The organism is Nitrosomonas oligotropha (assembly GCF_009833085.1).
Taxonomy (GTDB): domain Bacteria; phylum Pseudomonadota; class Gammaproteobacteria; order Burkholderiales; family Nitrosomonadaceae; genus Nitrosomonas; species Nitrosomonas oligotropha.
On sequence record NZ_QRBZ01000037.1, the window covers coordinates 20,385 to 33,669 of the forward strand.

General features: G+C 53.9%; 9 protein-coding genes. 6 read left to right on the forward strand and 3 right to left on the reverse strand.

Annotated elements, in window-relative coordinates; all coding sequences use genetic code 11:
- The first annotated feature begins 307 nt into the window (after nt 1–307).
- From ABD07_RS12150 to ABD07_RS12170, 5 genes are read left to right on the forward strand one after another with little or no spacing between them, the layout of a single operon-like run.
- On the forward strand, nt 308–2,773 hold the full coding sequence (locus ABD07_RS12150) for a hypothetical protein (protein ID WP_160818501.1): 2,466 nt from the start codon (nt 308–310) through the stop codon (nt 2,771–2,773).
- A 20-nt stretch (nt 2,774–2,793) separates the two neighbouring features.
- Nucleotides 2,794–5,784 carry a pyruvate formate lyase family protein gene (locus tag ABD07_RS12155; protein WP_160818502.1) on the forward strand — a complete coding sequence of 997 codons (2,991 nt, stop codon included), beginning with the start codon at nt 2,794–2,796 and terminating at the stop codon, nt 5,782–5,784.
- A 2-nt stretch (nt 5,785–5,786) separates the two neighbouring features.
- Nucleotides 5,787–6,431 (forward strand): hypothetical protein, encoded by a 645-nt coding sequence (locus ABD07_RS12160; RefSeq protein WP_160818503.1) that lies wholly within the window; start codon nt 5,787–5,789, stop codon nt 6,429–6,431.
- Nucleotides 6,428–7,180, forward strand: coding sequence for a radical SAM protein (locus ABD07_RS12165; protein ID WP_160818504.1), 753 nt, complete (start codon nt 6,428–6,430; stop codon nt 7,178–7,180). Before ABD07_RS12160 ends, ABD07_RS12165 begins: the two co-directional genes overlap by 4 nt.
- 23 nt (nt 7,181–7,203) lie before the next feature.
- Complete coding sequence (locus ABD07_RS12170; protein WP_160818505.1) at nt 7,204–8,298, forward strand: DUF6765 family protein; 1,095 nt, start codon at nt 7,204–7,206, stop codon at nt 8,296–8,298.
- Nucleotides 8,299–8,361: 63 nt separating this feature from the next.
- Here ABD07_RS12170 and ABD07_RS15235 read toward each other — a convergent pair whose 3' ends face one another.
- Nucleotides 8,362–8,877: a septal ring lytic transglycosylase RlpA family protein gene (locus ABD07_RS15235; RefSeq protein WP_275689505.1), complete on the reverse strand. Its 516-nt coding sequence runs from the start codon at nt 8,875–8,877 to the stop codon at nt 8,362–8,364.
- 191 nt (nt 8,878–9,068) lie between these two features.
- Here ABD07_RS15235 and speB point away from each other — a divergent pair, with 191 nt between their 5' ends.
- On the forward strand, nt 9,069–10,046 hold the full coding sequence (speB, locus tag ABD07_RS12180; RefSeq protein ID WP_160818506.1) for an agmatinase: 978 nt from the start codon (nt 9,069–9,071) through the stop codon (nt 10,044–10,046).
- A gap of 11 nt (nt 10,047–10,057) precedes the next feature.
- Here the strand turns inward: speB and ABD07_RS12185 are convergent, their stop codons facing one another.
- Entirely contained in the window at nt 10,058–11,371 is a 1,314-nt protein-coding gene (locus ABD07_RS12185; protein ID WP_160818507.1) for a hypothetical protein, read from the reverse strand.
- 163 nt (nt 11,372–11,534) lie between these two features.
- Nucleotides 11,535–13,265, reverse strand: coding sequence for a DUF5666 domain-containing protein (locus ABD07_RS12190; protein WP_160818508.1), 1,731 nt, complete (start codon nt 13,263–13,265; stop codon nt 11,535–11,537).
- Between the last annotated feature and the right edge of the window lie 20 nt (nt 13,266–13,285).

Genomic DNA, 13,285 nt, shown 5'->3' on the forward strand with positions numbered 1-13,285 from the left:
AAAGTCTTTGTCCATTTTCAGATTTTAAACAACCTTACTATCCCCTGACAGGGGTAATGATATATCAAAATAGAATAAGGTAAAAAGACTTCTTGTTTGAACCGGGAAAATAGAAAAGCCTTGGAAAGCAATGAAAAAGATCATCGCGCCGATAAAACACTTAATATTTGTTGATAATGATCAATGTTTTTTGACATAAGAGCAACAGTTGCTGAAAAGATTGATAAGATGAAGATGTAAATAGCATGATGGGCTAGATTCATGTTGTTCAATCTCACTTCACTAGGAAATGGTAAGGGGAAGATCCATGACAGCTTTTCTGAGCAGTAGCAATTTCACAGCAAGCTCCAGCGATGAGCAGCAATCACTGGCTCAGGCATTAAGCGATATTCTGAAAAACGAGTATCACGGCAGTTTCTTCGTGCTGCTGGCTGAGTACCAGCGCATCCTGGCGGATAACCATCAGCGTCGGCGCTGGCCGGAAATCCACAAAAAGCTCGATACCTTATTCAAATGCGGCAGTGCGGAAGTCATCAGCGGGCCGATGATCGGCATCCCCGTTTCCATCCGCGACAGCGATTATTTCAAGGAAGCGGCTCAGTTGACTGGCAAGGAAAGATCCATGATGGCTACCATCGAATGGATGGCCACCGCCTGGAATGCAACGTATGCCGACACCGGTTTGTGGATGGGAAAAACCTTTGAGCCGGTATCGCGCGAAACGGTGGCGGCAAAAACCCGCAACGATGCGAAAACAATGAGCGGTTATGATCCGGCCGCTGTGCGCATCGGACGCAATTTTTTCCGTGAACCGCCCGATCCCAATGCGCTGCAAGCGATTGGATTGCCCGCGCTGACACAATTATGGAAGCTGAAAGACCGGCCGATGCGCCCCGATGCGCGCGGATTCGACTGCCAGCTGCTGGCGGAAAATCTGGCTAAGGAGAAAGCCATTCCATACAGTAAAACCGGCGGTTATTTTCTTTGCAACATGGGCGCTTCCGTGGTTCCGGAAATGCATGGCAAAGCCGTGTACCAACTGAATTACCGCTGGCCTGACCTCGGTCCGGTGTATCCCATGACGCGCTTGATCGATGAAATCGTTCGCATCGACGACGGTATTTATCTGGGGCAATTGGTGTTCGCTACGCAGCATTACAGCTTGGGAGCCTTGGTTTTGCCGGATGGCCACGCCGCATCGATCGGCGATAACTACCCGTACTGCTCGATGATCGACAATATCAAACGAATTTTTCCCATGGGCTGGGTGGATGAGAAGGATCCGTACGGCTATCAGAACAACGGATTCTTCCTGATGGTCGATCCGGCTTATGCCAAAGCATTTTATGCGGACGATGCATTTCCGCAACTGCGCCCGCGCTCCGGCGAAATCGGCTTCAACGAGCTGGGGTATGCGCAAACGGCATCCATTGCGTGCGTGTCTGAGGGTGAAAAAGCCGCAGCGGCGGGAGTGCAGCACTGGCCGGAAATCACCGGTTGGGCCGATGGCTGGAAACAGAATGAAGCGCTGAAGCGTAAATTTACCACATTCATCCTGGAAGAATCGCCCAAGGGAGCGGAAGATGGCGAGGTGACTCAATTGCTGCGCGAAGGCGAGTCGATTTTGCAAATGCTGCAACGCATCAGCGCTGAAATTTCCGCGCAGAGCAATCCGCAAGACAACCTGAAACATTTCGAGAAGCTTAACCGTCTGTTCCGCCGGGGTGTTGCGCCAACAGTGGAAAATGGCTTATTTCAGGGGCACGGTGAACGCGGCTACAACATCCGCATCGATAGCGATGAAACGGCGGATTGGTACGGTGAAACAACACGCACGGCCGGTTTTGATTATTACCACGGCGCCACGCTCAACCTGCATTGCGGTTTTGCTGAAACCTTCTGTCCCGATCCCAACGCCAAACCGGACGATGAATATCTTTTTCCCGGTCGGCTCGCAAGCGATCTGGCGTTGGGACACAGTACACCCAACGTGCTCAACCTGATTTGGCACAGCATCGGCAAGTATATTTTTCCATGGGCTGGCAAATCGTATGAAAAAATTTCCGGGCGGAAACTAAGCATGCTGCTCGACGAGAGCGACGATCTGGCCGAACGTTATCCCGAGCGTGTGCATGCGTTGAAAACACATCTGGCCAGCGCCCCGCATTACGCGCTGGTGGAAAAAAACAAAACGCATTATTGGGATGTGGAAGGTGTGTACGCCCGGCATTTGAAAAGCGGTGCTTGGGATCGCGGTATGTCCGGTGAAGACAAGGCATTCTGGGAAAATGAGGCGGCTGCGCACTGGGTGGATGGCCACAATATTCAGGACAAGCGAGTCATTGCGGCGGATCCGCTGATGCGGATTATCGATCTGAATTACCGGATTCCGGATGCAACGCTGCAAGCGGCATCGGCGGCTGGACCGTCGCCGTTTGCGCGGCAAGGCTACATTTTTCTCGGTGTGGATGGCCGGGAGTCGATTTTACCGATGAATAATGGCGATGGAAAAAAGAAAAAGGTATTTCAGTTTCACTACCGCTTTCCAATGATCGGCGGTCCTGTGCCAATCGGTTTTTGTCTCGATGAGATCGTTGAGCTCGCCGATGGCCTTTATCTGGGGCAATTGATTTATTCCACGGCATTGGATAAACCCTTTCATTCATCGGTCGATCCGGCGGAATACCGCTACCAGTTGTTCGGTTATTTTTTGCTGCTCGATGACGCATGGCAGTATCACCGGCTGGCGATAGGCTTGGATACATTGAATTAATCAGCGCGGAGGAGGAAAACATGAGTAATGACAGGCACAATCGAGGCGGCATCCGGATCGATCTGGAACATGGAACAGCCGATACTTCCGCGCTCGGCAATATCGCTATTTTTCCTATTCCCAATACCACCCCCGATAAGATCAAGACGCTGCGCGATCTTGCGTTGAGCGATATCAAACTCAGCGATTTTCCGGTGGTGCAGGCGTGGCGCAATCAGCTGTTCGATCCGGAATGGATACCGGAGGTTTGCGATGAACTGCCGCGTTTATTAACCGAGTTTCTGCGTCAACCCGATCATGCGGCGCTGCCGCCGGTGACGCGCCGCGCGCAGGCGTTGAAACATGTGTTCAGCCACAAAACGCCGCTGGTGCGCAGCACCGATTTGCTGCCGGGACAAACGACCACCAGCTTTGTCGGGCCGGTTGTGTATATGGATATGAGCGGTTATTGCATCTGGCCGGAGCTGGGAACGCTGGCGAAACGGCCGCAAAATCCGTTCAAGATCAAACCGGAAGTGGCTAAACGGCTGAACGAGGAAATTTTCCCCTTCTGGTTGGAACGGCGCACGGTGCAGGAAGCAGCGCGCTACAGCGGCTACGATACCGCCGATTATGCCAACGATCAGCGCGATGAAGTCGATGGCGGACTGTATGAAGGCAAACCTTCCATCGATCCGCCGCTGAAAAAAAGCGCCGGTGAGACGCCTAAATGCCAGGAGTTGCTTGAGCGGGTGGCGTTTTATCTATCCGATAAGGCCACGGCTGTATCGCATACCGCGCCGGATTTCAGCCGGGTGCTTAAATTTGGTTTTGATGGACTGATTGCGCAGTTGCAGCAGGATATCGCGAGCGGTGTTGCGGATACGCCGGAAAAAATGGAGTTTGCCCGTAGCGTCATCGCAGTGTACGAAGGCGCCAAGATCTATGCCGGTCATTTGGCCGATGCCGCCGAGAAAGCTGGAAATAACGAGCTGGCGGCTATCTGCCGCAAGGTTCCGGCGCAGCCCGCCAGCACACTGGCGGAAGCGATGACGGTAGTTTGGATTTGCTATCATCTGCTGTTGCAGGAAAACACCAATTTTGGCCTCTCGCTGGGCCGCTTGGATCAGACGCTGAATGAATTCTACCTGCGCGATTGGCAATCGCAGCCGGATGAGGCAGCGAAAGCGGCGTATACGCGGCGGGCGGTTGAATTGATGTGCCACTTCTTTTTGCGTTGCTCGGATCATGTGCCGTTGTCGCCGGAAAGCGCGGAGGTGCTGTTTGCCGGTAGCGGTTCGAATCAGGCATTAACCGTGGGCGGTACGCGTTGGGAAAATGGCCAGACGGTCGATGCGGTCAACGACATGACCTACATCATCCTGAAAGCGACCGAAATGCTGTCCATCCGCGATCCGAATGTGCATGCCCGGTATCATAACGATGTTCATCATCGCGCGCCGGATGGAAGCCCGTTGGCGGCGGATGAGATTTCTCCCTATCTGAAACGCATTTGCCAGGTGAATCTGGTTACCCGCGCAACACCCGCGCTGCATGGCGATGTTCCGGTGATCCGCAGCATGGCGAATTATTATGCCAAGCACGATCATGTCACGGCTGACGAAGCGTTGGCGGATGCGCATGATTACGCATCGATCGGCTGTATCGAGCAGAATGCCGACCATAAACATTATGGCCATACCGGTTCCACCCTGCTGGTGCTGCCGGCGGTGCTGGAGCTGGCGATGTTCGGCGGCAAGCACCGCAGCGACGGGATCGGCAAAAACGATCCCAATTTGTTTTACGGCAAACCGGACTATACTTCCCCGCCGTTGACGGCGATGACATCGATGCAGGATTTCGTCGACAGCTTCCGTTTCCAGCTCGATGAAATGGCGCGGCATTGCGTGCAATTCAACAATTATCTCGGACGCACGCTGGAAAAAGTCCGGCCATCGCCGCTGCTTTCGGGATTATTCGACGGACCCACGAACAAACCCGGAGAAAGCGACGCTAAATTCCGCGATGTGTCCTCCGGCGGCGCCAAATATAACTCTTCCGGGGTGGCCATTATCGGACTCGCCGATGTCATTGACTCGTTCTGTGTCATCGACGCGCTGGTGTTCGGCGGAAAAATATCGGCGCAGGAATTGATCGCGGTGTTGGATGCCAATTTTGGTCACAGCCCATCGGCCGGTAATGCGGCGGAAACGCACAATTTTGTCAAAAACTGGCTGGATCGGATCCGGCAATTGGCGGGTGGTTCCGGCACGCATCCGGCGGTGATCACACCGCAGCGGTTGCAGGAGTGTATGCGCCTGATCCGTCTGGCGCCGAAATATGGCGCCGGGGTCGATCAAACACCCGGCGGCATTTATAACAATGCGCTGGCGGTTAAATACACGCGCTTGCTGACCAAAATGATCCAGGAAGTATTTTTCAAGTATCGCACGCACCGTGGCGGGCGCTATCTGACCGGTTACTGGAGCATGACCAATCATGCCGGGTTTGGCATGCTGAGCCGCGCCACGCCGAATGGCCGCGTCAATGGCGCATCGTTCGCCAGCGGCATCACGCCGTGCCCCGGTATCGTCAAAGCCAATGGCGATGCGGTCATGCTGCTCGATCATATGCTGTCGGTCGCCAGTGTCGACCCGGATACGGTACAAAACGGCTACACCTACAATCTCAGTCTGACGCCGCGCGGTAAGGCGTATGTCAATGAAGACACCGAGCTTTTTGCCGCGCATATGAAAACATTCATGGATCAGAACGGCGTGCTGGTGCAGCTGTGCGTGACTTCGATCGAGGATTTCATCGCCGCCAACGCCGCCGCAACGGCGGCAAGCCGCGCCGATGCGGGAGAAGCCGAGCAGAAAGCGCTGGCTCCCTACAAAGATTTGATGATCCGGGTGGCCGGTTACTCCGCTTACTATGTCACCTTGAGTCCGTTGATGCGGCAGGAAATCATCGATCGCGCCAATTTCGATATGAAAAGCGGCGTTGAGCAGCACGAAACCATAGGAGTATAACGATGCACGCCACTATTCCCGCGTTACCCGACGGTATTCACTATATTCTGAAATCCGGCATCCAGCTGGGCGAAGCGGACGGCAAGCTGAGCGGATTGTTGAATCGCATGGAAGGCAAGATGCTGGCTGCGGGTATGGCCGTAATGATCAAGCTCGGTTTTGGCTTTTTGATCAATCCAGGCTTGAGTGAATCGCAAGCGAAAAAAGCGCGGCATTTTTTTGAAAACAACTTCGTCATCAAAGATCCCAATGTTCCTGGCGGTATCCGCTACTACCAGGGCAAGATCCTGATCCGCACCCGCAAACAGCAGGACGACATGAATGTGCTGATTAAATTTTGCCCCGATCCGGAGGCGCTTTTTATCGATACGCCGTTCGGCAGACAATTGAACCCGGTGGCAATCGTTACGACCGAAGCGCTCAGCGAAACGGAAGCGGACCGGGTCGAGCGCGATCCGAACGAAGTGGATTTAGTGATCCGGTTTAGGGATACCCAGGCGATTCTTGGATTGGCCGAGCGCCCGAATGTGGATGTCGCGCAATTATTGATTGAAAATCTGGTGCAGATTACCGGCAATTTCGGGCATATGTTCAAGTTCGGTGCGATTGGCATGAACGTGCAGGTGGCCATGAAGGATATTTTATGAACGGCGAAAAGGGGCTGGTTTTCGATATCAAGCGCGATTGCAGTGAAGACGGCCCCGGCATCCGCACAACGGTGTTTCTGAAGGGCTGTCCGTTGTCCTGCGTCTGGTGCCAGAATCCGGAAGGCAGGGCGGTCAAACCCGAGACCGATATTCATGGCACCCACATTGGCACGTGGTATACGGTGGATGAATTGATGTACCGCTTGTTGCAGGACAAGCCGGTTTTTACCTCGAGTGGTGGCGGTGTCACGCTATCGGGCGGTGAGGCGACGTTGCAGATGAGTTTCGCCAGCCAGCTGTTGCAAGCATTGAAGCGCGAAGGCATCCACACGGCGCTGGAAACTAGCGGTTTTTTCGATTACCCGCGTTTCAAAAAAGAAATGCTGCCGTGGCTGGATTTGATCTATTACGATATTAAGCTGATGGATGAGGCGGCCAGCCAGCAATATTGCGGACATTCGAGCAAGCGCATGCTGGATAATTTTTCCCGCCTGCTCAAGGATGCGCGGATACCTGTGATTCCGAGAATTCCGCTGATTCCGGGAATAACGGCGACCGAAGACAATCTCCGGGCCATCGCCGCATTTCTCGATCAGCAAGGCATCAAGTCGTGCGCTTTGATGCCCTACAACCCGCTGTGGAGCGATAAGCTGAAAAAATTGGGCTTGCCGGTTCGCTACGAGCACAAAGGCTTCATGACACCGGCCGAGCAAAAAGCCTGTATCGGCTACTTCACAAAATCCAGTTAATCCAATCGAATGAGAGGGAGATCATGCAAAAAGACTTTCATCATGCAACAACTTATGTCTTGGCACGCTTGGCCGGTTTTGATCACCCCGCAGCGGATATCATTGCCTATGCTTCGCAATATGTCGACGATGCGACCAATTCAGGGGTGATTCGTTTTACCGATGGTTCCATGTATGAACATATCAGTTCGTCGCATAAAACATTCGATTACAAGAATTTTGACGAGCTGGCCAACCACCAGGCGTGGCTGCCGTTTCATTTCTTGCCGGGCAATAATGAAGCGAATGCCAGGGAGAATCCGCAGGATACCTTCATGGATAAAATCGTTTGCAAACCGGACAGTCCTATCGCCAGAGAGATGGTGGCAGCGTGCATCAATAGCAGAAACAGTCCGCACGCTTTGCAGCGGCTCGGCATTACCCTGCATGTCTATGCCGATACTTGGTCGCATCAGGGTTTCGCCGGAGTGAATCACAAAGACAACGATATCAGTAAGCTGAACGATGAGGACAATCCCGGCAATTACCTGGCGGCCCGATTGAAAGATTTCTTTGGCGACGCGTTTGATGATGTCGCCAGTAAGCTGGTGGGCGATACCTTGCCGCTTGGTCACGGCGCCGCGCTTTCCTATCCGGATCGCCCCTATTTAAAGTGGAGCTACAAAGATCACCATAAGAACAGAGTCGTTAGAGATAACGCGGCAATTTTTCTACAGGCGGCGGAAAAAATGGTCATCGCTATGCAGCGTTTCCGCCTGGGTGACGCCAATGCCAATGTGCCCGGGTTGCAGGCGACGGATAAAGCCAGAATCGAGGCGTTGTTCCGCAATATCAAGCACGATGAAGAAAATGCCCGGCATGCAGCCTGGCTGGAGCGTATCGCAACCGGTTATTTCAATTTCCCGCCGGTTAATCTCACGTATATCGCAAAAGGGCCCGGCTCGTGGAAACACAAGGCGCTGGGTACGATCAGAGTTACCGACGATAAAAGCGAGAGGTTTGAACTTAAACCTGACTTTCTGACCAGCCATTGGAAATTGTTCCACGATGCGTTGCAATTACACCGCTTTTATGTGATTCATGAACTGTTGCCGCGCTATGGTATTTGCGCGGCATAGCTTCAGGTTATTGCGAAATCAGCGCCTGCAACCGGTATCTTGGCGGGATATCCGGGAAGGCTTTTATTGCTGACTGATCTTATCGTCGAGATGCTCGACCCTGACTTTGGCGACGCCATGCAAGCCGATCTTTTTGGCTGCGCCGTGCGATAAATCGATGATTCTGCCTTTCTTGAACGGTCCGCGGTCGTTGACCAGAACGTCGACATGACGGCCGTTTTGCAGATTGGTCACCCGGACGCGCGATGGCAAGGGCAATGTTTTATGCGCGGCGGTTAAGCCGTGCGGGACGAAACGTGTTCCCATCGCGGTGCGATTGCCCGATTCCGAGCCATACCAGGAGGCATGGCCGACTTCCCGGTAACCGGCGGCCGAGCGCATCGGGTAGTAGGTGACGCCCTTTATCTTGTATGGTTTGTTGTAAGGTGCGGTGAGACTGGGGTAGCGTTGACTGCCTGCATCGGATGAACGCTGCGAAGTACCGGAGAACATCGAAGCGCAGCCGCTGATCAAGCCGGCAGTCAGCAGCATGACGCCCAGATGCTTGCGATAGGTTGATTGTTGCATGGTATCTTTCATACACAAGTTTCCAAAACGCATTGGATTATAACGGTATCTCGTTGCCAATAGTTATGATCGATGGGATGCGCTTTTGTTCGCATCACAAAATCTTGAATTTGCATTGATCAATCATATTATCATCGCAAACCGGTGCTGAAGCGGCAAGATTGCGCCAGCGCATTCAACGACAAAGGAAGAAGGACTGAACTATGACGGAAAACAGTCACATCAAAATCAATGGCGCGATCGCACACGAGAGTCCTTACGGCATGCTGCGCGAGCCGACTTTTTCGGGCGTGATGTCCTTCATGCGGCGCAATTACAGCAAGGATATTTCCGGGGCCGATCTGGTGATCAGCGGTATTCCGTTTGATCTGGCGGTGACTTACCGCTCCGGCACGCGCTTCGGGCCGCAGGGCATCCGTTTGGCGTCGGCCGAAGTGGCGTCGATGAAACCTTATCCGTGGGGGTTCGATCCGTTCGAGAACCTTGCCGTGGTCGATTTTGGCGATTGCTATCTCGATGTGCATAATCCGATGACCATCCATGAAACGATTGCCGCTCATGCCCGGCATATTCTGGCATCGGGTGCGCGCATGCTGACGTTTGGCGGCGATCACTATATCAGTTATCCGCTGCTGAAAGCGCATGCGGAAAAGTTTGGCGCGCCGCTCGCGCTGATTCATTTCGATGCGCATAGCGATACCTGGTCAGACGATACGCCGAGTTCGCTGAATCACGGTTCGATGTTTTATAAAGCCGTGCAGGACGGATTGATCGATCCCAAACACTCGGTACAAATCGGTATCCGCACCTGGAATGACGATTTCATGGGCATACATGCGTTGGATGCGACTTGGGTGCACCGGCATGGCGCCGATGCGGTGATCGCCGAAGTTGAACGTATCGTCGGCGATCGTCCGGCTTACTTTACCTTCGATATCGATTGCCTCGATCCGGCGTATGCGCCCGGCACCGGCACGCCGGTGTGTGGCGGATTGACTACCGCGCAGGCGCTGGCGATCATTCGCGGTTTTACCGGCATTAATCTGATCGGTATGGATATCGTGGAAGTGTCGCCGCCCTACGATCACAGCCAGATTACGGCGCTTGCCGCGGCGCATATCGCCTGCGATTTGATTTGCTTGCTGGCAAAACGCAAAGCGGACGGGTTGCTGCATATTTGACCGGGCGCACGTTAAAAAACGTAACGCAGGTTAATACCGCCACCCCAATCCGGGCTGCGTTCCGAGAAGCCTTTCAGGCCATAAATATTCAGTCTGAAATGGTTACTGACTCTTTGTGAAAGATACACGGTAAGGTCGCGGCTGTCTTGCAGCCGCACCGGCGATTGCCCCATGTTGTAACTCGTTCCCAAAGTGACGGTTCCGGATAAGCGGTAACCGATCCCGGCCGCGCCATAAAATACGTTGTGAAACGTCACATTGGATGGATTGCCGAGGATCCGGTAGCCGAAAGTTGCGCTGAGTGTGAAATTCGAGATGGTTTTAAACAAATCTCCTTGCACTGCGTAATCGACCTGACCGGTACCCAGGTTCTGGCTGGTGCTGGCCGTGGGGATTTTTAACCGGGCGGTGATATCAAAGGCGATACCGGTCGGCGCATGATCGATTAAGTTGTAGCTGAAGGCGGTAACTACGTCGCCCAGCCCGGAGCGGCTGGTGCTTGAAAGCGGAGAGCCGCCCAAGGGAATGCCGCCTGCCAGGCCGAGCGCGCCGACTTTAAGCTGCCTCAATTTGCCAATGGCATCCGCTGAATCATCATCGCCGTCATCACTGCCACCGCTACCACCATCGTCGCTGCCACCACTTCCACTTCCACTTCCACTGCCACTGCCACCGCCACCGCTTCCGTCGCCACCACCATCATCAACTCCACCGCTACCACCGCTGCTGCCGTCATCGCTGCCACCACCGCCACCGCTGCCGCTATCATCTCCACCGCCGTCATCACTGCCGCCGCCACCGCTGCCGCTATCGTCTCCACCGCTGCCGCTATCGTCTCCACCGCCGTCATCGCTGCCGCCCCCACCGCTGCCGCTATCATCGTCGTCATCGCTTCCACCTCCGCCTGAGCCGGAATTTCCGCCTGAGCCTGAGTTGTTTCCATTTTCGGAGATAATCACCGGGCAATTAATGTTTTGCTCATCGCAAATAACGATACCGCCGCCACTGGAACCCCCGCTCACACCGCCTCCATTAATGATGGTTCCTCGGCCATCGATACCGCCGATCCCGGGACCCAGCACGTTGTCCGGTCCGGTCATATTGAGGTACGGAAGGGTTACACGGAAGGATGCCCGGCCCTTGTCGTAGCGTGCCGTGAATGGGACATACCAGATATCGGTCGCGGATGGTCCGCCGTATTTGCCCGTTGTGAAGTCGGTTGCGGTGCTGAAGCTGAATCCATTCGCAAATACTGCGGGGGAATTACCGGCAATGGATAGAAGCAGAATTAACCGGAACGGCTGAGATGATAAGAATCGGTGCATGGAGACTTGCTATTGTTGAGGTTAATTTGGTGCTCGACGTGCAGGGAGTTATTCCTACATGATTGAGTATAATTATCCTACATAGGATAAAACTAACAATTTGAAAAGTAAATAAGTGTTTTACTGATTTAAGTTTGAGAATACCTTGATCGCGCGTGTTTGCTTAGCGATCCAAATCCCTATCGCGATGACTGAAGTCCCTGTCTCGATGACCGCTATGATCGCGAATTTGATCTCTATCCAGGACATGATCTCTGTCCGGAACATGGTCTCTATCCAGGGTATGACTTCTATCCAAGGCATGATCTTTATCCGGAGCAGGCTCCCTATCGCGGTTATGATCTCTATCCGGTTTATCGATATCGCGCAGATTGTCCTTGTGATCGCTTGGTCTCTCCGGACGATCCGGGCCCTCGGTGGACTTCTCGGGTTTGTCCGCGGATCCGTGACCGGAAAGATTATCCGCGCGGTTATCTTGCGGCTTCTCACCATGACTGCTTCCGGAAGAGCCGGAATGGTCAGTTTTCTCATCGCGGCCAGCCGGGATTGCTGCGTCTTTGGCATGAGAATCGCCTCCGGATGCGTGGTTCTTGCCCGAATGACCGTCAGTATCCTTTTTTAATTCCCCTTTATGATCCGAACCAGACCCAGACCCGCCACCCTGGTTTTGTTCGTTCTTGTTACTTTGAATCGATTTGGCCTCATGCTCGGCGCCGGAGTTATTTTTTTTGCCGCGATCGCTGGTGTCGAATCCATCGCTGTCGATTCTTTCCAGAATTTGCAGTTGCACCGGCACTTCTTGCTTGAGTTCAATCCGCTCCGGGTTGATGCGCTGATCCGCTCCGGGACGGCCGCTGATCTGAATGCGTTGATCCAGTCTGAGATCGCTCCTTGCGTTACCGGATACCGGGCTGCCCGGATCCAATGTGACAATCCGGTTACTCAGGTTTAGTTCCTTGCCATCCACCGCATTGACATAACCTTCGATTACGACATGATCGACATTGCCGATACTCTGCCGGGTCGGCTCCGCCTGAACCTGATGCGCCTTCATTTGAAGGCCATCCCAACGGCCCGCGATCGACACTTCCATGCCTTTTGCAAGACCTTGCGGCATTAATTTGGCATCGTGATGGATACGGGTGCCATTGACTTCAATGCCTTGTTCGTCGATTTGCGTGATATGGCCGTTTAATCTGGCTTCAGCGCGCGGTGCGATGGTCTCGACGCGCGAGGCGGCAATCGTGCCGCTGGAAAGCCGGTGACCGCTGACTTGTACCCAATCGCCGTTTTTCAGATGGGAGAAATTGCCGTGCTCGCCGCCTTGTCCGATCCGTACGGTTTGACCCAATACTTGCATTTCTCCTTTCGCGGCATCGAAGTGGCTGACCGGCCCGACTGCGGCATGAATCACTGCAATGTTGCGCGCCGTGAGTTTATCGCCTGTGCCCAGTGCCCGGGCGGCAACGACCTGGCCCACGGCCAGTTCGCCCGCGCTGGCTGGCTGGCCATCCATGGAGATGGTTGTGCCGGGGCTGTAATGAATTTCAATGCCGTTGACACAAATACTGGCGAATCCGGTGATGACGCCCACAATTCCCGTGCCGCCGATACCGCCATCGTTTGCGATGCTTCCGGTTCCGCCGATTCCGCCTTGCGGATTACCGGTGCCACCCATGCCGCCATCGTGCAGGCCAGTCCCGCCGATACCGGATTGAGCCGCGCCGGTGCCGCCGATTCCGGAGTGGGCAAGCGTGACAGGGTTAATGAGAGAGGCATTGCTATCGCAGTTATTTTGCGCGAATGCGCTGACCGCGCATGAGAATGTTAAAGCGATGATGCCTAATTGTTGCAGGCTGGTTTGGCATATCGCTGCTAATGAAATTTTTTTCATTCGGATAGATTCAAGTTCTT